Origin of the sequence: Aurantimonas sp. NFXS3, from assembly GCF_049132005.1 — a bacterium.
In the GTDB taxonomy this organism is placed as follows: Bacteria; Pseudomonadota; Alphaproteobacteria; order Rhizobiales; family Rhizobiaceae; genus Aurantimonas; species Aurantimonas coralicida.
In genome coordinates, this window is the sequence record NZ_JAGDDZ010000006.1 from 285,942 (window position 1) to 309,211 (window position 23,270).

Genomic DNA, 23,270 nt, shown 5'->3' on the forward strand with positions numbered 1-23,270 from the left:
CGCCCGCCAGAGAAGATTTTGAAGGCATGGCCCCGCAGCATCGCGATCACGCGAAACCGGGGCAGGCCGCAAGGATGATCGCATGACCGACCAAGCCGAACAAAAGCCCGCAGCGGACGACACCGCCGCCGCCAACGTCGCCATGGCGTCCGGCGACAACGGCACGCAATCGGCGATCCCGGCCGAGGAGCTCACGCGCCTCACCGACGACATCGTCGGCGCGCTGAAGACCGTCTACGATCCGGAGATTCCGGCCGACATCTACGAGCTCGGCCTGATCTACAAGATCGACATCGACGACGAGCGCAATGTCGATGTCGAGATGACCCTGACCGCACCGGGCTGCCCGGTGGCCGGCGAAATGCCGATCTGGGTCGAGAATGCCGTGAGCTCGGTCGACGGCGTCGGCCAGGTCCGCGTCGACCTCGTCTTCGATCCTCCGTGGACGCCCGAGCGGATGAGCGAAGAGGCGCAGGTCGCCGTCGGCTGGTTCTGACGCTGACGCCATGACACCGCCGCTGTCGGGATTGCTGGAGACCTGCCTCTATGTCGATGATATGGCGCGGTCGAAGGCGTTCTACGCGGCGCTGCTCGGCATCGAGCCGCTGTTCGAGGAAGAGCGCATCTGCGTCTTCCGCCTGCCCGACGGCACGGTCCTGATCCTGTTCGCCCGCGGCTCCACGCTGGAACCGGTGGCGACACCGGACGGGACGATCCCGCCGCATGACGGCCAGGGCCCGATCCACTTCGCGCTCGGCATTCCGTCGGGCTCGGTGGATGAATGGCGCCGCCATCTCGAAGCCTGCGGTGTCGCGGTGGAGAGCGAGGTGCAATGGTCGCGGGGACGGGGCCACAGCCTGTATTTCCGCGATCCCGACGGCCATGCGGCCGAACTTGCCACACGCGAACTCTGGTCGCGGTCCTGAGCAATGCTGCATCGCGCGCAGCCCGCATGCCGACGCAGCGTTCGCCTTGTGGCGCCTCGCGAAACGCCCCATCTTTCTGATAGTGTTCGCGTGACAGAATTTCTCGAAAGGAGGCCGCCATGGGCCGCTTCACCGTGATGAGCATGACCGACGCCGCCGCCGAGCGGGTCAAGGCGATCACGTCGAGCAAGGGCGAGGGTGCGCTCGGCCTGCGGGTCGGTATCAAGAAGGGTGGTTGCGCAGGGATGGAATACACCATCGACCTCGCAACCGAGGCCAATCCCAACGAGGACATGATCGAGAAGGACGGCGCCAGGGTGCTGGTCGCGCCGGAAGCGGTCCTGTTCCTGCTCGGCACCGAGATGGACTACGAGGAGACCGTCCTGCGGTCCGGCTTCACCTTCCGCAATCCCAACCAGACCTCGGCCTGCGGCTGCGGCGAATCCGTCGAGCTGAAGCAGGCCGATCTGGCGACGCTCGCCGGCCAGCCGGGATGACCGCCCGCCATCGCACCTGAGCGGTCCGATGGACGAGGACATTCTCCGCGAGCTTTTCGCCTCGGTTCCCGGATTTCGCATTCGCCGGATGTTCGGCGGGCAGGGGATCTATGCGGGGGATCGCATCCTCGCCCTGGTCGTCGACGGCGAACTCTATCTCAAGAGCAATGCCGAGACCGATGCCATCTACGAGGCCGAAGGTCTGCAAAACTGGCATTACGCCCGCACCGGTCGAAGCCCCGTGCGGATGCCCTATTACCGGATTCCGGATGCCGCCTTCGACGACCCGGACGAAGCGCAACGCTGGATCGCGCTAGCGGACGGAGCCTCCCGGCGCGCGGCCGAGGCGAAGGGCGCCGCGAAGCCCAAAGGCGAGCCGAAACGGCCGAGATCGGGCACCCGAACCCCGAAGGCCTGAGCGCGGCAGCCTTGACCTGCGGTATCCGACCAGACCCTCAGGACCGGCCCGGCCCCGTCAGGACGCCGCCGGCTGCTTGCGCGTCTTGGCTGCGATCCAGAGCGCTTCCATTTCATCGAGGCTGGCCGTTTCCAGCGCGCGGCCCGTCGCGGCAAGCTCTTGCTCTATATGGCGAAACCGGCCACGGAACTTGCGGACGCAACGCCGCAACGCGGCTTCGGGATCGATCTCGTGATAGCGCGCGAGATTGACCGCACTGAACAGGAGATCGCCGATCTCGCCCTCAAGCGCGTCGCGATCGCCGCTCTCCGCAGCCTCGGCGACTTCGTCGATTTCCTCGATGATCTTGCCGACGATCGGCTCCGGCCGGTCCCAGTCGAAGCCGACTTTCGCGGCTTTCTGCTGGATTTTCAGTGCCAGCGTCAGCGCCGGAAAGCCTGACGGAACCCCGTCGAGAAACCCCGATGCGGCCTGGTCCGCTGCCTCCGGGACGCGCGTGTCGGCCGTCAGCGCGACCGTGGCCGCTGTCGCGCGCAGAGCCGCGCGCTCGGCCTTTTCCTCGGCCTTGATGCGCTCCCACTGGCCCTTGGCCGAGCCCGCCGAACGCGCTTCGGCATCGCCAAAGACATGCGGATGCCGGCGGATCATCTTGCGGGTGATGCCGTCCACCACGTCGCCGAAATCGAACAGGCCGGCCTCGGACGCGAGTTGTGCGTGGTATACGACCTGCAGCAGGAGGTCGCCCAGCTCCTCGCGCAGGTCGACCGCGTCGTTGCGTTCGATGGCATCGGCGACCTCGTAGGCTTCCTCGATCGTGTAGGGCGCGATCGTAGCGAAGTCCTGCTCGACATCCCAGGGACAGCCGGAAACCGGATCGCGCAGCGCCGCCATGATCTCGACGAGGCGTGCAACGTCCTTGGATGGCGTCATGGCGAAACTCCGGAACAGTCCTGCGGATCGATCCCGCATAGCGACGCGCGGACCCGAGGGGAAGGGCCAGCCGATGACCGGCACGCATCGCGGCGTCTCACACGGCCTACAGTCGAGCCCGTATCCATCCACCCATGCACCTAAGTTGCATAAGATAGATTATGGAACCGAACGGATGGCGGCTGATGGGCAGCAGATATGCCGGACGTTGGGCGGCCTCGGTCGGGCCTGCGATCCGGTCGCAGCCGGCGCGGCTCCGGCTCAGGCGTCGAGCGGCCATTCCAGCGTCAGGCCGTCGAAGCCCGGACGCACATGGCCCGGCAGCTCGCGACAGAGTGTGGCGTAGTCCAGCGGAATATGCATGTGGGTCAGCGTCGCTTCGGGCACGCCGAAACGCGCGATCCAGTCGAGCGCCTGCTCGACCGACAGATGGCTCGGATGCGTCCGGTACTGGAGCGCGTCGATGACGATGTGCTGCGCGCCGGCAATGGCCGCGATGGCGGCGTCCGGAAAGTCGCTGACGTCGCTGCAATAGGCCAGCGGCCCGATCCGGTAGCCCAGCGAATGGATCGAGCCGTGTTCCTGGCGAAATGGCGCAAAGCTCAGCTTGCCGCCGGCGCCATCGACCGAGAATGTCTGGCCGGCGCTGATCTCGACATGCCGCGCCACCGGCGGATAGGCGCTGCCCGCCGGTGTCTCGAAGCAATAGCGGAAGGCTTCCAGCACACGGGCATGGGTCGAATGGTCGGAATGCACCGGAATGCGGGACTTCTGGGTCAGCATGTAGCCGCGCAGATCGTCCATGCCGTGAATGTGGTCGGCATGCGGATGGGTCAGCACCACGGCGTCGAGATGTGCGACCCTGGCCATCAGCATCTGCTCGCGAAAATCCGGGCCGCAATCGATGGCGACGACCGTCCGGCCGTTCGGTCCGATCCGCTCGACCAGCGCCGAAGACCGCAGACGGCGGTTCTTCGGGTTCGTCGGGTCGCATGCGCCCCAGTCGCCGTTGATCCGCGGCACTCCCGGCGACGAAGCGCAGCCCAGAATGGTCAGCCGTAGCGTGTCGCTCACCCTCAGCGTCTCCGCCTAAGCCGTTCTCGGATCGGGAACTTTCGAGAACAGCGCGAAGAAATTGTCCGAGGTCTGGCGCGCGATGGTCGCCAGATCGACTCCCTTCGTTTCTGCAAGGACCTCGGCGGTATGGCGAACGTAAGCCGGCTCATTGCGTTTGCCGCGATACGGCGGCGGCGCGAGATACGGCGCGTCGGTCTCAACCAGCAGGCGCTCCATCGGCACGTCGGCGGCGATGGCGCGGATCTCCTCGGACTTCTTGAAGGCCAGGATGCCGGAGAACGACACATGGCCGCCAAGCGCCACGCCGACCTCGGCGAGCCGCGGTCCGGCGGAGAAGCAGTGCAGGATGAAGGGGAAGGTCCCCTTCCCGCTTTCGTCCTCGAGGATCCGGATCATGTCGTCGTCGGCGTCGCGCGAATGGATCACCAGCGGCAGCCCGGTCTCGCGCGCCGCCGCGATATGCCGGCGAAACACCGTCTCCTGGATGTCGCGCGGCGCCTTGTCGTAGAAATAGTCGAGCCCGGCTTCGCCGATGGCGACGATCCGCGGGTCCTGCGACAGACGCACGAGTTCTTCGGTGCTGACATCCGGCTCGGCGGCGGCGTTGTGCGGATGGGTGCCGACCGAGGCATAGACCTCCGGGTGGTCCCGCGTGATCGCCTTTAAGTTCTCGATCTTCGAGACGAAGGTCGAGATCGTCACGAACAGGCCGACGCCTTCGGCCTTGGCGCGGACGATCAGGTCCGCGCGATCCTCGGCGAAGTCCGGGAAGTCCAGATGGCAATGGCTGTCGACGAGGAACGGCATCATGATGCGGCGTCTTCCGCCTCGACGAAGCGCGGGAAGATCGGCTGCGGCGCCGGCAGGTCGGCCCCCGGGACGAGGCGGACATCGGGTGTCAGTTCATTGAATGTCCGGCCGTCCGGGCCGACCCCGAGAATGTCGAGCAGCTTGCCGGCGCTCTCCGGCACGAAGGGCTGCAGCAGGATCGCCACGCGGCGCAGGATCTCGGCGGTGACGAACAGCACCGTCTCCATGCGCGCCGGATCGCTCTTGCGCAGCGCCCAGGGCTCCTGGCCTGCGAAATAGCGGTTGGCCTCGCTGACCACGGCGATGATCGCGGCGAGAACGCCGTGCAGTTCCTGCCGGTCGATCATCGTGCGGACCTTGGGCAACAGGTCGTTCGCCGCGGTCAGGATCGCCGTATCGGCCTCGGTGAACGCGCCCGGCGCTGGCACCTTCGCGCCGCAATGCTTGCCGACCATCGACAGCGACCGCTGCGCCAGATTGCCGAGATCGTTGGCGAGCTCGGAATTGGTTCGGTTGACGATCGCCTCGTGGGAATAATTGCCGTCCTGGCCGAACGGCACCTCCCGAAGCAGGAAATAGCGCAGCCGATCGAGGCCGTAGACCTCGACCAGGGCGGCCGGGTCGATGACGTTGCCGACCGACTTCGACATCTTCTCCCCGCGGTTGAACAGGAAGCCGTGGGCATAGACGCGGCGCGGCAGCGGCAGGCCGGCAGACATCAGGAAGGCCGGCCAGTAGACCGTATGGAAGCGCACGATGTCCTTGCCGATGACGTGCAGGTCGGCGGGCCAGTAGGCCGAGCGCTCGCCCTCCTCCGGAAAGCCGGTGGCGGTCAGGTAGTTGGTGAGCGCGTCGACCCACACATACATGACGTGCTTCTCGTCGCCGGGCACGGGAATGCCCCAGTCGAAGGTGGTCCGCGAGATCGACAGGTCGCGCAGGCCCGAGCGTACGAAGGACATCACCTCGTTGCGCCGCTCGGCCGGGCCGATGAAGTCGGGATTGTCCTCGTAAAGCGCCAGCAGCCGGTCCTGGAACTCCGACAGCTTGAAGAAATAGCTTTCCTCGGCCACCCATTCGACGGGCGAGCCCTGCGGGCCGTAGCGCTTGCCATCCTCGCGCAGTTCGGTCTCGTCCTCGCCGTAATAGGCTTCGTCGCGGACCGAGTACCAGCCCGAATAGGCGTCCTTGTAGACGTCTCCGGCGGCGGCCATCTTGGTCCAGATCGCCTGGCTGGCGGCCACGTGCCGCTCTTCGCTGGTGCGGATGAAATCGTCGTTGGTGCCGCCCAGAAGGGTCGCCATCGCCTCGAACTCGGCCGAGTTCCGCCGGGCGAGCTCGGCCGGGCTGATGCCCTGCTCGCGCGCGCTCTGCAGCATCTTGATGCCGTGCTCGTCGGTGCCCGTCAGGAAGAACACGTCGTAGCCGTCCAGCCGCTTGAAGCGCGCCAGGGCATCGGTCGCGATGAACTCGTAGGCGTGGCCGATATGCGGACGACCGTTCGGATAGGAGATCGCGGTGGTCAGATAGAAGCGTTCGGCCATGGGGCTGTCGTCAAACTCCGGTACGATAGGCGACGTGATCCCTGCGACATAGTGCATTGGCGCAGGCGGCTCAATCGATCGGCGCCCGAAACCTGCCGCAATGGCGTTCAGGCGGCGCTTGCGGCCCCGCGGCAGCGGTAGAACCGGTCGAAAAGCGTCAGCAGCGCCTGCTTGCGGTCGAGATTGTAGGCCGCGGCCTCGCGCAGCCTTGCGGTCTCGTCCTGCCAGAGCGCCGCGAGCGACGCGGCCCCGGCGCTGTCGCCGCGCGAAAGGCACGCCTCGCTCGCCTCGGCTGTTGCCGACAGAAGCGCCGTGATCAGAAACTCGTAGGCCTGCTCGCGCCCCTTCTGGGTCAGGGCGTCGGCCATGGAATGGATGCTGTTCCAGTCGGGCCGGTCTGCTGCAATGAGCGTCTGGAGCGACTGCCGGATCTCGATCCCGCCATAGGCGATCAGGGAGATCGCCTGCCGTGCGCTGCCTTCGCTGAGCGGTACGGCGGCGGCAATCTCATCCTGGCCGGCGCTGGGCAGCGCGGCGGCGGTCGCTGCGGCGAGGTCAGCGTCCTCCAGCGGTTCGAAGCGCAGGGTGCGGCAGCGCGACCGGATGGTCGGCAACAACCGGCCCGGCGTGTGGTTCATGATCAGGAAGACCGAGCGCGCGGGCGGCTCCTCGAGAATCTTCAACAGCGCGTTGGCGGCGCTGCGGTTCATGTCGTCGGCCGGATCGATGATCGCGATCCGCCAGCTGGTGCGCGAACCGGTGGCCTGGAAGAACCGGTTGAGCTTGCGCACGCCCTCGACGGTGATCTGGGTGCGAAAACCCGTGCCCTTCTCGACCGGCGGGCGGGTCACATGAACGAGGCCGGGATAGGTGCCGAGCGCGATCTGGCGCATGGCGGGGTCGGCCGGATCGAACACCGGCGCCTCGGTGCCCCTGGCATGGCCGGGCGAAAGCAGGTGCCGCGCGAAGGCGAAGGCGGTCGTCGCCTTGCCGACCCCGCGCGGGCCCTGAAACAGCCAGGCATGGTGCAGCCGCCCGGCCGCTTCGGCCGACGCCAGCTCGGCAAATTCGCTGCGGTGCCCGAAGAGCGTGGGTGTCGCCGCGGGCGGCGGCACGCCATCGAGATCGTCGTGGCTCGCCGGGATGTCCAGCGCCGCGTCGCTCATCGGGCGGCCTGCCCTGCCCCCAGCGACTGGCCGATCGCCTCGAACCGGGCCGCCCCGAGGCGGTCGTCGACGATGTCCCGGATCTCCGCCGCGACCTTGTCTTCGGCCTGCGTGCCGTCGACGATCACGCAGCGCTCCGGTTCGTCCTCGGCGAGCTTGCGGAAGGCCTGCCGGCGGAGCTCGTGCAGCGCTTCGTCCTCCTTCTCGAAACGGTCGGGCGAATGGTCGGCCCGGCGCTGGCGCGCCCGCTCGACCCCGACGCTCGCCGGCACGTCGAGGATGATGGTCAGGTTCGGCAGGAGATCGCCGAGCGCGGCCCGCTCCATCGCGTCGCGATAATCCTGGTCGAGATCGGAATCGAGGAATTGATAGACCCGGGTGGAATCATGGAACCGGTCGCACAGGACGATCTTGCCGGCATCCAGTGCCGGCCGGATCAGCGTGTCCACATGATCGGCGCGGGCAGCGGCGAAGAGCATCGCCTCGACCTCGACGCCCAGCCCCTCGGCGGCGCCGGACAGGATGACGTGCCGCAGTGCGTCGGCGCCGGGCGAGCCGCCCGGCTCGCGGGTGGTGACGACGTCGTGGCCCTCGCTGCGCAGATGGTCGGAAAGCCGGGCGATCTGGGTCGTCTTGCCACTCCCCTCGCCGCCCTCGAATGTCATGAAAAATCGGGTCAATTCGCGTCCGCGTGGATGATCAGAGCGTCCGGAGCCAGCCGACGGCGAGCTCCCTGACCGCGCCGAGTGCGCGGTCGGTGAAGCTTCCGGCAGCCACCGCGCTGGCAGCGTGGAGGTCGCGCGAAAGCACCGGCTCTCCTTCTACCAGAATATCCAGCGAGGCAACGGTCTGGCCTTCGGCGATCGGCGCGATCAGGGGTTCCAGATAACGGATCTGGAGGCTGACGAGCTCGGGCGCATCGGCGGGGACGAGCGCCTCGACGGGCTCCGTCGCGGCCAGCGCGACACTGCCGGATTCGCCCCCGAAGACATTGGCCGAACCGACGATCTGGCCGGCCGGAAACAGCGTCTCCGATTCGAACGATTCCCGTGCCCACAGCAGCAACTTGCGGGCTTCGCTGGCGCGGTCGCGGGCGGTTTCGAGCCCGCTCACCGCCAGAAGCGTATCGCGGCCGCCATTCGAGGTGGCTCCGACCAGGCTGAACCCCGAGGCCTCGGTGTAGCCCGTCTCGATCCCGTCCGCGCCGATCTCCATCGACAGCAGCGGATTGCGATTGCGCTGAAAGATCTTGTTCCACTCGAAGGCCGGCTCGGCATAGATCGCGTAGAGCTCGGGATAGGTGGACCGGAGATGACGCGCCAGCGTGATCAGGTCGCGGGCGGTGACATACTGGTCGTCCGCCGGCAGGCCGGTCGGATTGGCGAAGCGCGAATTGATCATGCCGAGCTCCCGGGCCCGGGCGTTCATGCGCTCGGCGAAGGCCGCCTCGGAGCCTTCCATGCCCTCGGCGATGACGATCGCCGCGTCGTTGGCCGACTGGATGATCGCCCCGCGGATCAGCGCCGAGACCGGCACCTGGGACTTCAGCTCGGCGAACATCGTCGAGGTCCGCGACGGTGCGCCGCCGGTGCGCCAGGCATGCTCGCTGACGGGAAATTCCGTGTCGAGGGTGAGCGTCCCGTCCTTGATCGCCGCGAAGACGATTTCCATCGTCATCATCTTGGCGAGCGACGCCGGCGGGAACGGCGCGTCGGCATTCTTGGCAAACAGCACCGTGCCGGTTTCGCCATCGACGAGCAACGCTTCGCGGGCCGTCGTCTCGATCCGCGGCACGTCCTCCTCCTGGGCCAGGGTGGGGCCGACGGGCCCTGCCAGCGGCAGCATGAGAGAGACGGTGACGACGAAGGCCTTGAACGGAAATGCGTTTGTCATCGGTATCCGCGTGCACGTGCCGGCGGCTTGGAGCCGCGGGCACTGGAAGATGAGCGGACTTTAGGCCGCTGCCGGACGCCGCCGCAACATGCGCGTCGTCACTTTCCGTCGGACTGGTTTCCGCTCTCTCGGGAGAGGATGCGCTGAGAGGCTGAACAAGCCCGTGGGCCGGCTCGGCGGCCGCCTGCCGGGCCTGTCGCGCAACCGATCAGTCGCGGATGACGAAAGCGTTTTCCGCACCGACCTGCCAGAGCCGACGCAGCACGGCATCGGTGTCGGCAACGGGGGCGACGACCAACGTCGCGACGCGGCCATTCTCGCCGGGAACTGCGTCCTCGACCAGTTCGCCATGACCGAATGCGACGCTGCGCACCCGCTCTGCCAGATCGCCGGCGATCGTGCCGATGGCAATCCGTTCCGGCTCCGCGGCGACCGCCGCCGACAGTGCATCGCCTGCACCGCCAGTGCTGTGTTCCGGCGCGTAGGAGCTGGCAAAAGCGGCGATCCCGTCCAGCGGCAGCAAGCTGCGCAGATCGAAGCCTTCACCCGATCCGGCGCCCCTGCCCTCACCCGCCCGGACGGCGTCCGGACGCACACCCGGCAATTCGCGGGTCTCGCCATAAGCGATGGCGCTCGGCTGGACGCCGCGCTGCGGGATCGGCCGATCGTCGGCCGAGGCCACCATGACGGCGTCGCCATACGGATCGGCGCCCTGGGCCGGCACGTAGCTCGCCATCAGCATCTGCGTGTCGTCGCCTTCCAGCGGCGCCCGGCCGATATAGTCGACCTGCACCTCGGCAGTGCCGGCATGCTGGAAGTCCAGCAGCTTCGCCGCCACGGCCGACAGGTCGATCTCGCGGCCATGGGCGAAGGGCCCGCGGTCGTTGACCCGCACCATGACGCGGCTGCCATTCTCGAGATTGGTGACCATCGCATAGGAGGGCAGCGGAAACGTCTTATGGGCCGCCGACAGGCCATGCATGTCGTAGACTTCGCCATTCGCGGTCAGGCGGCCGTGGAAGTTCGGGCCGTACCACGAGGCCGTGCCGGACTTGGAATAGCCCGGATCGTCCTTGGGATAGTACCACTTGCCGCGTACCTTGTAGGGCTTGCCGACCTGCGAACGGCCGCCGCCCTTGGGCACGCGCTTGGCAGTGGTGATGCGCGGACTGGCCGGAACGCCGAAGGTCCGGGAGTCGAATTTCACGGTAGTGCTGATGTCGGCCAGTTCCTCGACCGGGGACTGCGCCCCCGTGCAGCCGGCCAGAAACATTCCGGACGAAACGATCAGGCCGGTCATCAGCCCGTGTCGCTTCCGTCTCGCAGCGGCAATGCCCATGCTGCGCCCCTTCCATCACTCAATACACAGCCGGAAGATCCGCGAACGGCACTTCCGGCACCTGCGCCCCCATGCAGGCTGGAGCTTACCAAAGACTGAACCCGCCGGGCAAACCTTTGGCCGCAACGCGCCCGATCCGCCGGCCCTTTCGGCGCTTGACTTGGCCGCCGGCCGCGCGCAGCCGACACGCTCTTCACAACCGCCCGGCTCCGCGTTGCCACGCCCCCCAAACGCGGCGCGGCCCCTGCCGCGCCCGGCGATAAGGCGTTGAGTCCGAACAGCCTCTGCCACGCGAACACAGCACAATGCGCCGGCATGCCGACGGCTGCACGGCCCCGCCAATCAACGCCGGGCGCCACATTGCCGCCACGGTTGGACCGGTGGCCGCTATGCGGATAACGTCCGTTCACGAATTATTACAACGCTATCTCCCAACCCGGCCGCGCGTCGCGAACTGCTTGAACCACCGCGGCCGACACCGACGCGAAGGCCACGCCCACGATCGCGGCCAAGACACCACGCCCGCTTGCGCCGGACCGCCGTCGGCTTTAATCGGACGCTGTCGGATGGGTGGCCGAGCGGTTGAAGGCACCGGTCTTGAAAACCGGCGTGCGGGAGACCGTACCGTGGGTTCGAATCCCACCCCATCCGCCAACCCAGCTATCGATCACTTGGTATCGCGAATTCCTATGGTCCCGGGGTGCAGTGCGGTTCGCGTCAATGACCGAGTATCGGTTCACGCTTCTGCCCCGTCCGTTCGTCCTCGGAGGAAACGCCCCTCAGTCAAGGTGGAGGACGAACTTGCTGGCGGGTCGTGCGGAGCCGGGCTGGGCGAGCCGCGCGTCGAGAGCCTGCGGGTGAGGTGATCGCCAAGTCTCTGCGCAAGCGCGACTGCGGCGAGGGTCGGGTTGGCTTGTCCGGAGGTCGGGAAAACCGAGCTTCCGGCGATGGAGAGGTTGGCGACCCCGTGTACGGTGCAGTTTGTGTCGACGACCCCATCTCCCTGCCTATCCGACATGCGGGTCAGGCCGATTTGGTGGTAGCCGTCCCGGGCATGGCGGCGGATGCCCTCAAGGCGATCCCCGCTATCGTCCAGATATCGCAATCGGCCATATCCTTGAGACCTCAGCCACTCATCCAGCAGTTCATGGGCGCGTACGACGGACTGGAAATCCTGGTGGCCATAGCGGAAGCTCACCGATAGCCTGTGAAGCCCGAAATCGTCCTTGTCGGACGAAAGCGCGATCCGGCTAGCGTCGTTCGGCGCGTGTTCGGAGTGATAGTGGAGTAGATAGATATTATCGGGTGTCCGAAGAAAATAATGCGGATATCGGCTCCGCGGCGTCGCTTGCCGATAGGCATAGCTGGCTGCCCCGATCATCGCAGCGCCCGGTTTGCGGAGAATATTGAGGATGTGCGCGCTGGCGACTGTCGGGTCGGCTGGGCGCCCCGGTCGATGTCGCGCTCGTACGCGCAGCCGGCTCATTATGTGCAGCGCCGAAGCAACGCCGTCGCGATGGGACGCATCCTCCGGCGGCGGACTTTTTGGCCAGAAGGCGATATTAAGAAGCTCGTGGCGACGCTGGGTCTCGTCGGTCGGTCGAAACCGGTGCCGTATGAAGGTCCGCTGCCCGGCCCGCCGAAAGAAGAACGCTTCGGCCAGACTCGGGTCCGCGAATTCGATACAGGCGATTTCGCCGGCCAGATGGCCCATGTAACGGCGCCCCAGTGGGCCCCCTTCCCCGCCGAACATTGCGGAGAACCGCCTCTGCAGGTTGAGGAGCAAACGGGCGTTCTCGCGCCCCCCACAGGCGAGAACGAAGGCGCAGCCCCGGACGACAACCTCCTGCCCGCGAGACCGTATGACGAACGCTTCGACGGCGCCGCCCCCATTGCGCATCCGCACGTCGACCAGTGTGCTGTCGGTGCAGACGAGTATGCTTTTCGACGATTTCAGGACCTCGCGGTGGTAATGCGCCGTGTTTCTGTCGCGGGTCCAGCTTTCCAGCGACGTGGTCTGGAAGATACTCTGCTCCGGCACCGGGTCAATTGCGCCGAAGTCGCTGCTGAGGAAACGGCGCGCGGCGTCGTAGTACGGTCTCAGCGTATGATGGGCGATAGGCCAGCCCGATCCTCCCACATGGTCGCGCCTGACAAAGTCGATATCGTCGTACTCGACGCAGCGCCCGCCCCACATGGTTGATGTGCCACCCAGAACCCTGCGCACGGTCAGATGCGCCGGAGCATGAATGATGTCGTCGTCGCTGGTGAAATTCGACAGCAGCTGGTGCGTCTTGCTTGCGCGCTGCGTACCGGACTCCAGAAGGATCACCTTGAGGCCGGCCTGGGCGCATTGCAGTGCAACTGCGAGACCGACCGGGCCCGCTCCCGCCACACAGATATCCGCGGTTCCGAAATGCGAAGGAACACCATGCGAGATCATGATCAAGCCCCGATGCTGCATTGCACTTTGACCAAGCTGGCACGTTTCGCAACGGAAGGGGAGCGCGTCTGCGTTGTACCGGGACATATTACTCGCGCAAGGAAGCGAGAAAGCGCATTCAGGTGCCGCTCAGCTTGGCTGAGCCCAATCCGTTATTCGCCTCCGCCAGCCCGTAGAACCGGCGGGCATTGCCCCCAAGGATCGCCGCGCGCTCGCTCGCTGACAGAGGCGCGAGAAAGGCGTCGGTGATCTCGACCCAGCTGGAGTGAGATGCCGCCAGGGTCAGCACAGGCCAGTCCGAGCCCCAGACGAGGCGCCCGGGCCCGAACCAGTCCAACAGCTGCTCGAACACCGGCTGCAGGACGGCCAGCGCCGCCTCCGGCGTGTCGCGCTGGTCGGGACGCATTTCGGTCAGGAGACCGGACAGCTTGCAGGCGCAGGCCGTCTCGCTGGCCAGCTGGGCCATCCCCTCGGCCCACAGGGCATGGCGCGGATCATCCGACGGCGCGCCGAGCGCCGGCTTGGCGGCGTGGTCGATGATGACCGGCAGATCGGGATGGGCAGCACAGAAGCTCGCGAGCCGCGACAGATGCACCGGCAGCACCAGCGCGTCGAAGCGCAGGCCCGAGCGGTCCAGCGCGGCGAGTGCCGCGGGCGACGGCGCCGTCAGCAGCCAGTCGGGATCGGCAATATCCTGCAGCATTGGCCGCAGCGATTTCAGCGCCGGCTCCGCCGCAAACGCTGCGATCCGGTCCGCGGCCCCGGCCGAGGCCAGATCGACCCAACCGACGACGCCTGCGATCTCATCGTTCTGCCGGGCCAGCGCCAGCATGAAATCGGTCTCGGCGTCGCTTTCGGCCGCCTGCACCAGGACCACCTGCCCGATCCCGGCCGCTGCCGAAAGCGGGCGCAGATCGGCGGGACCGAAATCGCGCCGGATCGGCGCCAGCGCCGGATCGTCATTGTCCTGCAGCCAGTGATAGTCGCCTCGCGACAGCTGCCAGAAATGGCAATGGGCGTCGATCCGCTCCGACATCGCTCGCCTCAGCTGCTGGAACCCGGCGGGATCACGCCCTTGCGGATGATGAAATTGCCGTAGAAACGCCGCTCGGTCGTCTGGACGATCGCATAGGCCTCGCGCGCCTGATCGTAGAAATCGAACCGGTCGACGCCGGTGAGGTCTGCGCCTTCGGCCCGAAACAGCGCCTCGCCCTCCTGGATCACCTCGGGCCGGGCCTTGGGATCGCCCACGACATTCATGAAGCGCACGGCGTCCGGCTCGAAATCGTCGACCGGCAGCAGCGACAGGATCGCTTCGACCGCGCGCGGGGCCGAGCAGTCCATGCGCAGCGCGGTGCCGTGCACGGTGTCGCGTGCCACCGATTCGGACGGGAAGTTCGCGTCGGTGATGACGATCTCGTCACCATGTCCCATGGCGGCGAGGACGCCCAGCAATTCGGCGTTCAGGAGCGGGTCGATCCCCTTCAGCATGGGCGATGGTCCTTCTGGTGAGCGGCCCCGTTCCGGCGCCGGAAGTTCGTGACGAAGGTGCGGGCGGTGACCGTCACGGCCGCTGCGCCCCGCGGCGCGTGGTGTCGATGGCGTAGATCGAGCTCGTTCCGCAGATGAAGAGCCGCGAGCGATCCGGCCCGCCGAAGGTGAGATTGGCCACGACCTCCGGCACCCGCACGCGGCCGAGCCGTTCGCCGGCCGGCGTGAAGCAATGGACGCCGTCGGCCGCCGAGACCCAGAGGAGATCTTCCGTGTCGACCCGCAGGCCGTCGGGCACGCGGTCGACCTCGCAGACGACCCGGCTCGTCCCCAGCCGCCGGCCATCCACCACGGTCAGCGCCCGCACGTGATGCGGCCGGCTGTCGTCGGTGCCGAAGCCGTGGCCGCGGGCGCGGCCGGAATCGGCGACGTAGAGAACGGATTCGTCGACGGAGAAGGCCAGGCCGTTGGGCCGGTCGAAATCGTCGGCGACGAGGTCGACCGCGCCGGTGTCGGGATCGATCCGGTAGACATTGTTCGACCCGATCTCGCTCTCGGCGCGAATGCCCTCATGGTCCGAGATGATTCCGTAGGGCGGATCGGTGAACCAGATCGAGCCGTCGGACTTGACCACCACGTCGTTGGGCGAGTTCAGCCGCTTGCCCTGCCAGTGGGTCGCCAGCACCTCGTAGGTGCCGTCCATCCGGGTCCGGCTGACGCAGCGCCCGGTATGCTCGCAGGAGATCATCGCGCCGTCGCGGTCGCGGGTATGGCCGTTGGTGCTTTGCGCCGGCTGGCGGAAGACGCGCAGTCCGCCCTCCTGCGTCCAAGCCATCATGCGGTTGTTGGGAATGTCGGAGAAGCGCAATTCGCCGATCTCGTCGAACCAGACCGGCCCCTCGGCCCAGATGAACCCCTCCGCAATGCGCTCAAGCTTCGCGTCTGGCGGGAAGAATGCCGCAAAGCGCGGATCCTCCACGGCCACAGCCGACCCTGTTTCCCCCATATTCGGCCCTCCCGCCGGCAGTTCGTCCCGGGCGTTTGCAGCAGGAATGCCGCCGGCCCTCGCCTTGAGTGTCACCCGAAGGCGACGCAGATCAACCCGTTACTGTCAGATTTCGCATCGCAACATGGCTATACATGCAGCGCAAAGTTGAAATCCGCCGGCGGCAGCTCGGCCATTGACCGATCGCAGCACCGAAGCTAGCGTAGCATCGTTGCACACGTGTGCAAAGGGCGGTTTTACTTGGGGCGGTTGGCGCTTCTAATTGATTCCGCGACGATAAATACGGGCGTTCGACGCTGGGAGGCCGCGAACGCGCCGGATCTCGGGAGGATGGAATGAAGCCGTTTTCGAAATTGCTGGCGCCGGGCGTCGTCGCCGCGTCGCTGCTGGGCGCCATGGTGCCGGGGCATGCCCAGGACGTCACGCTGGCGACCTCCATGCCGGCGCTGGAGTTCCCGTTCTTCGTCCACATGCAGGACGCGCTGACCAAGAAGGCCGAGGAGGTCGGCGGCATCAGCCTGATCGCCACCGACGGCCAGAACCAGACGACCAAGCAGACCGGTGACGTCGAAGCGGCGATCATCCAGGGCGTCGACGGCATCATCATCAGCCCGATCGACGCGGTCGCGATGGCCCCGGCCCTCAAGCAGGCCGTCGATGCCGAGATCCCGGTGATCACGATCGACCGCCGCGTCGACGGTGTCGAGGGCATCCTGTCCCATGTCGGCGCCGACAACGTCGTCGGCGGCGAGGCCCAGGGCAACCTCATCATGGAACTGTTCCCGGACGGCGCCCGCGTCGTCAATCTGCAAGGCCAGCCCGGCGCGAGCCCGGCGATCGATCGCAACAAGGGCCTGCACAACGTCCTCGACGGCAAGGACAATTACGAGTTCGTTGCCGAGCAGACGGCGAATTTCGCCCGCGAGGAAGGCGCGTCGGTCACCGAGGCGATCCTCGGCGGCCTCGCCACCCCGCCCGATGTCATCGTCGCCGCTAATGACGACATGGCGCTCGGCGCCTTGCAGGTGGCGCAGGAGCGCGGCCTCGACATCCCGATCATCGGCTTCGACGCCCTGCCCGAGGCGCTGGCCTCGGTGCGCGACGGCGGCCTCGCCGCGACCATCGAGCAGTTTCCGGGCGGCCAGAGCGCCACGGCGCTGGAGGCGATGATAGCGCATCTGCGCGACGGCAAGGCACCCGAGCCGCTGGTCCTCTTGAACCCGATCGCGATCACCAAGGACAATCTCGACAAGGCCGAGCGCCTCGGCGAGATCCAGTAGCGCCGGGCGTTACCGCGCTGCCAGAAGAGCCGGCGTCGCCGCCGGCTCTTTCCCGTCCCTGTCTTCGGATGAGATCATGACCCCTGCGCCCCCGTCTGCGGTGCCGCACTCGCGAGCGCATCCCTTCGATGCGATCCAGTTCCTGGCCCGCTATGCCGCCCCGCTGTTCCTGCTGCTGCTCGTCGCGATCTTCGCCATCCTCGAGCCGCGTTTCCTGCACCCGCTCAACATCTTCAATGTCCTGCGGCAGGTCTCCATCGCCGGGCTGATCGCCATCGGCATGACCTTCGTCATCCTGACCGCGGGCATCGACCTGTCGGTCGGCTCGCTCCTGGCGCTCGCCGGCCTTGTCGGCGCCTATGTCGCCAAGGGCGGGCTGGACGATCGCTTCGCCATCGCCGCGGGCGATGCCGCCGGCAACCCGGTGATCTTCGCCGTCCTCGCCGCGCTCGCCGTCGGCATGGCGGGCGGTGCGCTGCAGGGGCTGGCGATCACCCGCCTCAAGGTGCCGCCCTTCGTCGTCACGCTCGGCGGGCTCACCGCCTTTCGCGGCGCGGCCCTGCTGTTTTCCGGTGGCGGGCCGATCTCCGGCTTCACCGCAGACTACGCCTGGTGGGGCCAGGGCCGCATCTCGATGGTGCCCGTCCCGGTCATCATCTTCGTCCTCGCGGCGCTCGTCGCCCATCTGGTGCTGCGCTACACCGCCTTCGGCAAGCACGTCTACGCCACCGGCGGCAATGCCCGGGCCGCCGCGCTGAATGGCGTGCCGATCCGCCGGATCGTGATGCTGGTCTATGTCATCAGCGGCTTCTTCTGCGGCCTCGCCGCCTTCCTGCTCTCGGCCCGCCTGAACTCCGCCGAAGCGGTCGCTGGCCTCAGCCTGGAACTCACCGTCATCGCCTCTGTCGTCATTGGCGGCACCAGCCTCTTCGGCGGCGTCGGCAGCATCTTCGGCACCGTCGTCGGCGCGCTGCTGATCGGCGTTCTCACCAACGGCCTGGTGCTGCTCAATGTCTCCTCCTTCATCCAGCAGATCCTGATCGGCGTGATCCTCGTGGCGGCCGTCGCCCTCGACCAGTTCGCCGCCACGCGGAGGCTTGCCGAATGACCGGACCGCTGTTCGAACTGCGCAACGTCTCCAAGCGCTTCGGCGCGATCCACGCGATCGACGACATCGACCTGACGCTAGGCCATGGCGAGGTCGTCGGCCTGATGGGCGACAACGGCGCCGGCAAGTCGACGCTGGTGCGCATCATCGCCGGCAATTTCCAGCCGTCCGAGGGCGAGATCGCGCTGGAGGGACAGCCGGTGCGCTTTGCCGACAGTGCCGATGCGCGCAATCACGGCATCGAGGTGGTGCATCAGGACCTGGCGCTCTGCGACAACCTGACCGCGGCAGACAACGTCTTCCTCGGCCGCGAACTCAAGCGCCGCATCGGTCCTTTCCAGGTGCTCGACTACCGCGCCATGTCGCGCCGCGCGGCCGAGCTCTTCGCCGAGCTCCAGTCCGAGACCTGCCCCGGCGACAAGGTGCGGATGATGTCCGGCGGCCAGCGCCAGGCCGTCGCCATCGCCCGGACCCGGCTGGCGCAATCGAAGATCGTCCTGATGGACGAGCCGACCGCCGCCATCAGCGTGCGGCAGGTCGCGCAGGTGCTGGATCTCATCAAGCGGCTGCGCGACAGCGGCGTCACCGTCGTCCTGATCAGCCACCGCATGCCCGACGTCTTCGCCGTCGCCGAGCGGCTGGTCGTCCTGCGCCGCGGGCGCAAGGTCGCCGACAAGCCCATCTCCGCCAGCTCTCCGGAAGAGGCGACCGGCCTGATCACGGGGGCGCTCGAAACGGCATGACGTCAGCCAAACGACCCTCGCGCCCGTCCCGCCGCCGCGTGACCGCGCTCGACGTCGCGGAACTGGCCGGCGTGTCGCGTTCGGCGGTGTCGCGCACCCTCACCGAGGGAGCCAGCGTCTCGGACGAGACCCGCCGCAAGGTGCTCGCCGCCGCCAAGGAGCTCGGCTATCACCGCAACGCTCTGGTCCGCGCGATGGTAAGCCGGCGCTCCGGCATCATCGGCATCGTCACCGGCCGGCTCGACAACCCCTTCATCGCCGTCGCGCTGGAGCGGCTGGCGCGGCGCCTGCAGGACGACGGCCTGAAAACGCTGATCTTTTCCGGCGACGCGGAAAGCGACCTGCAGATCGCCATGCCCTCCATGCTGGAATACCGCGTCGATGGCTGTTTCTTCCTGTCCAACGACATCTCGCCCCAGTCCGCCGCCCGCTATACCGAATTCGATATTCCGCTGGTCGTCGTGTTCAACTCCGATATCGAGGGCATTTCCGACCACGCCGACGAGGTGCCGGTGGGCGCGGTCACGGTCGACAATGTCGAGATCGCGGCGGCGGTCGCCGACCTGCTTCTCGATGCCGGTTGCCGGCGACCGGCCTATCTTGCCGGACTGCCCTGTGCGGCGACCAGCGGTGAGCGAAGGCGCGGCTTCACGGACCGGCTCGCGGCCCGCGGCGTCGCGCTGCTTGCCGAGGAGACGGGCAATTTCAATTATGCCGACGGTCTTGCCGCCAGCCGGCGGCTGCTGTCGGGAGCCGAACAGCCGGACGCAATCTTCGCTGCCAACGACGTCATGGCGCTGGCGGTGATCGACGTGGCGCGCAGCGAGTTCGGCCTGCAGATTCCCGGTGATCTGGCGGTCGTCGGCTTCGACGACATCGGCGTTGCCGCCCATGCGGCCTACGACCTGACGACGGTCCATCAGCCGGTCGCCGCGATGATCGACGCGGCCGCCGACATGATGCAGGAGCTTCTGGCCGATCCGAGCCGGCGCCCTTCGGACAGGCGGCTGGCGTCGCGTCTGGTGATCCGCGGATCGGCCAGACCGCCCCGGTCGCAAACGAACATGGAGAACGTCGCGTGAGCCTGCCGGCTGCCCCATCCGCAATTGTCGACGACCGGCCGCTGGTGATCAGCGTGCCGCATCCGCGCTCGCTCGCGCTGATCCTGACCGATGCGCGGCGCAGGCAGCTCTTCGACACCTATCAGGTCGTGGAATGCGAACCGGACGGTCTGGCCGCCCTGCCCGATCCGGTCCTGGCGGCGGCCCGCTACATCATCGGCCAGCCCCCGGTCGACGCGGACACGCTGGAGCGGCTGCAATCGCTGCGCTGCGTCTTCAATGTCGAGAGCAACCTCATCGACAACATGCCCTATCCGACGCTGTTCGAGCGCGGCATTCACGTGGTGACGACCGGCGCCGTCTTTGCCCAGCCGGTCGCCGAACTGGGCCTCGCCATGGCACTCGATCTTGCCCGCGGCGTCAGCACCGCGGCGCGCGCCTTCCGCGAGGGCCGCGAAGCCTGGGGCGGCGACGGCAACCACAGCGCCCGCCTGATCGGCGGATCTGAAATCGGCCTGATCGGCTTTGGCGATCTCGGCCGGGCGCTGCACCGGCTGCTGACGGGGTTCGGCGTCACCATCCGGGTCTTCGACCCCTGGCTTCCCGACGCGATCCTGCGCGGCCACGGCGTTGTCCCCGCCACGCTCGAAGAAGTCATGGCCGAGAGCGACACGGTCTTCACCGTCGCCGCAGTCACCTCCGAGAACCAGGGCTTCATCGGCGCCGCCCAGTTTGCGGCTATGCGCGCGGGCGCGTCCTTCATCCTGCTCAGCCGCGCCGACGTCGTCGATTTCGACGCCCTGATGGCGGCGGTGGGCTCCGGTCGCATCCAGGCCGCCAGCGACGTCTTCCCCGAGGAGCCCCTGGCGCAGGATCATCCGGTGCGCACCCTCGACGGCTTCCTCTGCTCGGCGCATCGCGCCGGCGCGCTCGATGTCGCGTTCAAGCGGATGGGCGACATGGTGCTGGACGATATGGATCTGATGGACCGCGGCCTGCCGCCGATGCTGTGCAAGCGGGCCGAGCGCGAGACCGTCGCCAGGATGCGCTCGCGCCCGGTGACGACAAACTAGATCGGCGGCTGCGGCGAGGCTCCGCCTGAACCAACAGGGAGGATCACCCATGCAGTTCGGCAAACGCGAGATCGGGCGCAGCGGCGTCCAGGTCACCGAATACGGCTTCGGCGGTGCGCCGCTGGGCAATCTCTACGCCCCGATCGCGGAGGACGAGGCGCGCGGCCTCCTGACCGACGCATGGGAGGCGGGCTTTCGCTATTTCGATACGGCCCCCTATTACGGCTTCGGCCTGTCGGAGCGCCGTTTCGGCGACGCCCTGCGCGGGTTGCCTTGGCAGGAGGCCGTCGTCTCCACCAAGGTGGGGCGGCTGATCCGACCGGATCGCGGGCCCAATCCGGACCGGGAGAAGTTCGTCGATGCGGCGCCCTTCCGCTCCGACTACGACTATTCCTATGACGGCGTCATGCGCTCCCACGAGGACAGCCTGCAGCGGCTGGGCATCGACCGGGTCGACATCCTCTTCCTGCATGACATCGGTCCGGTCACCCATGGCGCCGCGGCGCATCCGGCGCTGTTCAGGCAGGCCATGGAAGGCGGCTACCGGGCGCTCGACGAATTGCGCCGCAATGGCGACGTCAAGGCGATCGGGCTCGGCGTCAACGAGTGGCAGGTCTGCGAGGAGGCGATGGACCACGGACGCTGGGACGTGTTCCTCTTGGCCGGCCGCTACACGCTTCTCGAACAGACCGCACTCGACAGCTTCCTGCCGCGCTGTCAGCGTGAGAACGCCTCGATCGTCATCGGCGGGCCGTTCAATTCCGGCATTCTGGCGACGGGGCCTGTGGCGGGTGCCACCTACGACTACGAGCCTGCGCCGGCGGCAATCCTGGAGCGGGTGCGGCGGATCGAGAGCGTCTGCAAGGCCCATGACGTGCCGCTGGCCGCCGCCGCCCTGCGCTTTCCCCTCACCCATCCGAGCGTCGCCGCGGTGATCCCCGGCATGTCGTCCCGCAACCATCTGCAGCGCAATCTGCAACTGATCGGGCAGACGATCCCCGCCGGCCTGTGGTCGGACCTGAAGTCCGAAGGCCTGCTGCGCACTGAGGCGCCGGTCCCGCAGGACTGACAACGCGACCGCCGCTGGCCGGAGCCGCGGCGGTCGTGATCACGCGGATCGCTGGCGGATCAGATCAGGAGATCGGCGAGGATATTGTTGTCGGTGATGTCCTGGTAGCTGACGCCATTCTCGGCGAAGCGGGCCAGCAGCCCCTCGAAATTCGCCGGGTCCTTGGTCTCGATGCCGATCAGGATCGAGGCGAAGTCGCGGGCCGATTTCTTCAGATATTCGAAGCGGGCGATGTCGTCGTCCGGGCCGAGATAATCGAGGAAATCCTTCAGCGCGCCGGGGCGCTGGGCCAGCCGAAGGATGAAGTATTTCTTCAAGCCTTCGAAGCGGAGCGCCCGCTCCTTCACGTCCGGCAGGCGCTCGAAATCGAAATTGCCCCCCGAGACCACCAGAACGACGGTCTTGCCGCGGATCTCGTCCTTCAGGTCGCGCAGCGCGTCGATGGCCAGCGCGCCGGCTGGTTCCAGGACGATGCCCTCCAGATTGAGCATCTCCAGCATGGTCTGGCAGAGCCGGCCTTCCGGCGACAGCAGCACGTCGTCCGGCGCAAAGCGCGACAGCGTCTCGTAGGGCAGCGCGCCGATCTCGGCGACGGCTGCACCGTCGACGAATCCGTCGAGCTGCGGCAAACGCGTGCGCTCGCCCTTGGTCAGGCTTGTGCGCAGGCTGGGCGCCCCGAGCGGCTCGACGAAGCGGAAGTCGGGGCTGGCTTCGCCGGCGTAGTAGCGGGCCAGACCGGAGGCCAGTCCGCCGCCGCCGACCGGCAGCACCAGCATGTCGGGGCGCTCCCCGTCGAGCTGCGCAGCGATTTCCTGGCCAACCGTCGCCTGGCCTTCGACGATGTCCTCATGGTCGAAGGGCGGCACCATCGCCGCGCCGGTCTCGGCGGAATAGGCCTTGGCCGCCGCATAGCAATCGTCGAAGAAGTCGCCGATCAGCTCGATCTCGACGGCATCGCCACCGAAGACACGGGTCTTGTCGATCTTCTGCTGCGGCGTGGTCACCGGCATGTAGACCCGGCCCTCGAGACCGAAATGCCGGCAGGCGAAGGCGAAGCCCTGGGCGTGGTTGCCGGCCGAAGCGCAACAGAACCGCCCGGTGGCGGAGCCGTTGGCGATCCGCTTGCGCATGAAGTTGAAGGCGCCGCGGATCTTGTAGGAGCGCACCGGCGTCAGGTCTTCGCGCTTCAGGAAGATGCGCGCATCGTATCTGGCCGAAAGATGCTCGTTGAGCTGCAGGGGCGTCGCCGGAAACAGGGCACGCAGGGCCTCTTCCGCGACAGCGACGCGGCGGGAAAACTCGTTATCGGACATGGATCACAGACTTAGCTCTTGTGGAACCGGCTCCGGCTCCGAAGGAATGCGCGGCCGTCACATGCGGCGGCCGGATAGGCGGA

The 23,270-nt window shown here is 67.3% G+C and carries 23 protein-coding genes and 1 tRNA gene; 11 read left to right on the forward strand and 13 right to left on the reverse strand.

Annotated features, from left to right (window positions below; genetic code table 11):
* Positions 1–82 precede the first annotated feature (82 nt).
* The 4 genes from J3367_RS17715 (at position 83) to J3367_RS17730 (ending at position 1,841) form a co-directional block, all read left to right on the forward strand.
* Positions 83–496, forward strand: a complete 414-nt coding sequence (locus tag J3367_RS17715; RefSeq protein WP_024351754.1) for an SUF system Fe-S cluster assembly protein — start codon at positions 83–85, stop codon at positions 494–496.
* 10 nt (positions 497–506) lie between these two features.
* Positions 507–926, forward strand: coding sequence for a VOC family protein (locus tag J3367_RS17720; protein ID WP_029703574.1), 420 nt, complete (start codon positions 507–509; stop codon positions 924–926).
* 119 nt (positions 927–1,045) lie between these two features.
* Positions 1,046–1,423 (forward strand): Fe-S cluster assembly scaffold SufA, encoded by a 378-nt coding sequence (gene sufA, locus J3367_RS17725; RefSeq protein ID WP_024351756.1) that lies wholly within the window; start codon positions 1,046–1,048, stop codon positions 1,421–1,423.
* 28 nt (positions 1,424–1,451) lie between these two features.
* Entirely contained in the window at positions 1,452–1,841 is a 390-nt protein-coding gene (locus tag J3367_RS17730; RefSeq protein WP_024351757.1) for a TfoX/Sxy family protein, read from the forward strand.
* 57 nt (positions 1,842–1,898) lie between these two features.
* On the opposite strand, the gene mazG is transcribed toward J3367_RS17730, so the two are convergent.
* The 8 genes from mazG to J3367_RS17770 form a co-directional block, all read right to left on the reverse strand.
* Positions 1,899–2,771 carry a nucleoside triphosphate pyrophosphohydrolase gene (mazG, locus tag J3367_RS17735; RefSeq protein WP_024351758.1) on the reverse strand — a complete coding sequence of 291 codons (873 nt, stop codon included), beginning with the start codon at positions 2,769–2,771 and terminating at the stop codon, positions 1,899–1,901.
* 261 nt (positions 2,772–3,032) lie between these two features.
* Positions 3,033–3,845: an MBL fold metallo-hydrolase gene (locus J3367_RS17740; RefSeq protein WP_024351759.1), complete on the reverse strand. Its 813-nt coding sequence runs from the start codon at positions 3,843–3,845 to the stop codon at positions 3,033–3,035.
* Positions 3,846–3,860: 15 nt separating this feature from the next.
* Positions 3,861–4,655, reverse strand: a complete 795-nt coding sequence (locus tag J3367_RS17745; protein WP_024351760.1) for a TatD family hydrolase — start codon at positions 4,653–4,655, stop codon at positions 3,861–3,863.
* Positions 4,655–6,202: a methionine--tRNA ligase gene (gene metG, locus J3367_RS17750; protein ID WP_024351761.1), complete on the reverse strand. Its 1,548-nt coding sequence runs from the start codon at positions 6,200–6,202 to the stop codon at positions 4,655–4,657. The genes J3367_RS17745 and metG overlap by 1 nt, the downstream gene beginning before the upstream one ends.
* A gap of 107 nt (positions 6,203–6,309) precedes the next feature.
* Positions 6,310–7,368 (reverse strand): DNA polymerase III subunit delta', encoded by a 1,059-nt coding sequence (locus J3367_RS17755; protein WP_024351762.1) that lies wholly within the window; start codon positions 7,366–7,368, stop codon positions 6,310–6,312.
* Positions 7,365–8,033, reverse strand: coding sequence for a dTMP kinase (tmk, locus tag J3367_RS17760; RefSeq protein WP_029703578.1), 669 nt, complete (start codon positions 8,031–8,033; stop codon positions 7,365–7,367). The genes J3367_RS17755 and tmk overlap by 4 nt, the downstream gene beginning before the upstream one ends.
* A gap of 34 nt (positions 8,034–8,067) precedes the next feature.
* Entirely contained in the window at positions 8,068–9,261 is a 1,194-nt protein-coding gene (locus J3367_RS17765) for a D-alanyl-D-alanine carboxypeptidase family protein (RefSeq protein ID WP_024351764.1), read from the reverse strand.
* Between the two features lie 208 nt (positions 9,262–9,469).
* Entirely contained in the window at positions 9,470–10,561 is a 1,092-nt protein-coding gene (locus tag J3367_RS17770) for a septal ring lytic transglycosylase RlpA family protein (protein WP_024351765.1), read from the reverse strand.
* A gap of 603 nt (positions 10,562–11,164) precedes the next feature.
* On the opposite strand from J3367_RS17770, the gene J3367_RS17775 reads away from it, so the two are divergent.
* Positions 11,165–11,254 (forward strand) — tRNA-Ser (locus J3367_RS17775).
* 82 nt (positions 11,255–11,336) lie between these two features.
* On the opposite strand, the gene J3367_RS17780 is transcribed toward J3367_RS17775, so the two are convergent.
* The 4 genes from J3367_RS17780 to J3367_RS17795 all read right to left on the reverse strand — a co-directional run bounded on the left by J3367_RS17780 (position 11,337) and on the right by J3367_RS17795 (position 15,540).
* The gene (locus J3367_RS17780) at positions 11,337–13,043 is read right to left on the reverse strand and encodes a GMC oxidoreductase (RefSeq protein ID WP_421461925.1); all 1,707 of its coding nucleotides are present in this window, start codon (positions 13,041–13,043) and stop codon (positions 11,337–11,339) included.
* Positions 13,044–13,161: 118 nt separating this feature from the next.
* On the reverse strand, positions 13,162–14,079 hold the full coding sequence (locus J3367_RS17785) for an amidohydrolase family protein (protein WP_024351767.1): 918 nt from the start codon (positions 14,077–14,079) through the stop codon (positions 13,162–13,164).
* 8 nt (positions 14,080–14,087) lie between these two features.
* Complete coding sequence (locus J3367_RS17790; protein ID WP_024351768.1) at positions 14,088–14,534, reverse strand: RbsD/FucU family protein; 447 nt, start codon at positions 14,532–14,534, stop codon at positions 14,088–14,090.
* Between the two features lie 73 nt (positions 14,535–14,607).
* Positions 14,608–15,540, reverse strand: a complete 933-nt coding sequence (locus J3367_RS17795) for an SMP-30/gluconolactonase/LRE family protein (RefSeq protein WP_024351769.1) — start codon at positions 15,538–15,540, stop codon at positions 14,608–14,610.
* A 335-nt stretch (positions 15,541–15,875) separates the two neighbouring features.
* On the opposite strand from J3367_RS17795, the gene J3367_RS17800 reads away from it, so the two are divergent.
* From J3367_RS17800 to J3367_RS17825, 6 genes are all read left to right on the forward strand, one after another.
* On the forward strand, positions 15,876–16,820 hold the full coding sequence (locus tag J3367_RS17800; RefSeq protein WP_244495471.1) for a substrate-binding domain-containing protein: 945 nt from the start codon (positions 15,876–15,878) through the stop codon (positions 16,818–16,820).
* A 76-nt stretch (positions 16,821–16,896) separates the two neighbouring features.
* The gene (locus J3367_RS17805) at positions 16,897–17,928 is read left to right on the forward strand and encodes an ABC transporter permease (protein WP_210310380.1); all 1,032 of its coding nucleotides are present in this window, start codon (positions 16,897–16,899) and stop codon (positions 17,926–17,928) included.
* Complete coding sequence (locus tag J3367_RS17810) at positions 17,925–18,671, forward strand: ATP-binding cassette domain-containing protein (protein ID WP_024351772.1); 747 nt, start codon at positions 17,925–17,927, stop codon at positions 18,669–18,671. The genes J3367_RS17805 and J3367_RS17810 overlap by 4 nt, the downstream gene beginning before the upstream one ends.
* Entirely contained in the window at positions 18,668–19,753 is a 1,086-nt protein-coding gene (locus tag J3367_RS17815; RefSeq protein WP_024351773.1) for a LacI family DNA-binding transcriptional regulator, read from the forward strand. Before J3367_RS17810 ends, J3367_RS17815 begins: the two co-directional genes overlap by 4 nt.
* Entirely contained in the window at positions 19,750–20,805 is a 1,056-nt protein-coding gene (locus J3367_RS17820; protein WP_051141643.1) for a hydroxyacid dehydrogenase, read from the forward strand. The genes J3367_RS17815 and J3367_RS17820 overlap by 4 nt, the downstream gene beginning before the upstream one ends.
* A gap of 49 nt (positions 20,806–20,854) precedes the next feature.
* Positions 20,855–21,874, forward strand: coding sequence for an aldo/keto reductase (locus tag J3367_RS17825; protein WP_024351775.1), 1,020 nt, complete (start codon positions 20,855–20,857; stop codon positions 21,872–21,874).
* Positions 21,875–21,933: 59 nt separating this feature from the next.
* On the opposite strand, the gene ilvA is transcribed toward J3367_RS17825, so the two are convergent.
* On the reverse strand, positions 21,934–23,187 hold the full coding sequence (gene ilvA / locus J3367_RS17830) for a threonine ammonia-lyase IlvA (protein ID WP_024351776.1): 1,254 nt from the start codon (positions 23,185–23,187) through the stop codon (positions 21,934–21,936).
* Positions 23,188–23,270 lie beyond the last annotated feature (83 nt).

What these genes read in the sequence shown, in the direction of transcription:
- J3367_RS17715 (WP_024351754.1), top strand. Translation starts at nt 83, where the DNA reads ATGACCGACCAAGCCGAACAAAAGCCCGCAGCGGACGACACCGCCGCC.
- J3367_RS17720 (WP_029703574.1), top strand. Translation starts at nt 507, where the DNA reads ATGACACCGCCGCTGTCGGGATTGCTGGAGACCTGCCTCTATGTCGAT.
- sufA (WP_024351756.1), top strand. Translation starts at nt 1,046, where the DNA reads ATGGGCCGCTTCACCGTGATGAGCATGACCGACGCCGCCGCCGAGCGG.
- J3367_RS17730 (WP_024351757.1), top strand. Translation starts at nt 1,452, where the DNA reads ATGGACGAGGACATTCTCCGCGAGCTTTTCGCCTCGGTTCCCGGATTT.
- mazG (WP_024351758.1), bottom strand. Translation starts at nt 2,771, where the DNA reads ATGACGCCATCCAAGGACGTTGCACGCCTCGTCGAGATCATGGCGGCG.
- J3367_RS17745 (WP_024351760.1), bottom strand. Translation starts at nt 4,655, where the DNA reads ATGCCGTTCCTCGTCGACAGCCATTGCCATCTGGACTTCCCGGACTTC.
- metG (WP_024351761.1), bottom strand. Translation starts at nt 6,202, where the DNA reads ATGGCCGAACGCTTCTATCTGACCACCGCGATCTCCTATCCGAACGGT.
- J3367_RS17755 (WP_024351762.1), bottom strand. Translation starts at nt 7,368, where the DNA reads ATGAGCGACGCGGCGCTGGACATCCCGGCGAGCCACGACGATCTCGAT.
- tmk (WP_029703578.1), bottom strand. Translation starts at nt 8,033, where the DNA reads ATGACATTCGAGGGCGGCGAGGGGAGTGGCAAGACGACCCAGATCGCC.
- J3367_RS17765 (WP_024351764.1), bottom strand. Translation starts at nt 9,261, where the DNA reads ATGACAAACGCATTTCCGTTCAAGGCCTTCGTCGTCACCGTCTCTCTC.
- J3367_RS17770 (WP_024351765.1), bottom strand. Translation starts at nt 10,561, where the DNA reads ATGACCGGCCTGATCGTTTCGTCCGGAATGTTTCTGGCCGGCTGCACG.
- J3367_RS17780 (WP_421461925.1), bottom strand. Translation starts at nt 13,043, where the DNA reads ATGATCTCGCATGGTGTTCCTTCGCATTTCGGAACCGCGGATATCTGT.
- J3367_RS17785 (WP_024351767.1), bottom strand. Translation starts at nt 14,079, where the DNA reads ATGTCGGAGCGGATCGACGCCCATTGCCATTTCTGGCAGCTGTCGCGA.
- J3367_RS17790 (WP_024351768.1), bottom strand. Translation starts at nt 14,534, where the DNA reads ATGCTGAAGGGGATCGACCCGCTCCTGAACGCCGAATTGCTGGGCGTC.
- J3367_RS17795 (WP_024351769.1), bottom strand. Translation starts at nt 15,540, where the DNA reads ATGGGGGAAACAGGGTCGGCTGTGGCCGTGGAGGATCCGCGCTTTGCG.
- J3367_RS17800 (WP_244495471.1), top strand. Translation starts at nt 15,876, where the DNA reads ATGAAGCCGTTTTCGAAATTGCTGGCGCCGGGCGTCGTCGCCGCGTCG.
- J3367_RS17805 (WP_210310380.1), top strand. Translation starts at nt 16,897, where the DNA reads ATGACCCCTGCGCCCCCGTCTGCGGTGCCGCACTCGCGAGCGCATCCC.
- J3367_RS17810 (WP_024351772.1), top strand. Translation starts at nt 17,925, where the DNA reads ATGACCGGACCGCTGTTCGAACTGCGCAACGTCTCCAAGCGCTTCGGC.
- J3367_RS17815 (WP_024351773.1), top strand. Translation starts at nt 18,668, where the DNA reads ATGACGTCAGCCAAACGACCCTCGCGCCCGTCCCGCCGCCGCGTGACC.
- J3367_RS17825 (WP_024351775.1), top strand. Translation starts at nt 20,855, where the DNA reads ATGCAGTTCGGCAAACGCGAGATCGGGCGCAGCGGCGTCCAGGTCACC.
- ilvA (WP_024351776.1), bottom strand. Translation starts at nt 23,187, where the DNA reads ATGTCCGATAACGAGTTTTCCCGCCGCGTCGCTGTCGCGGAAGAGGCC.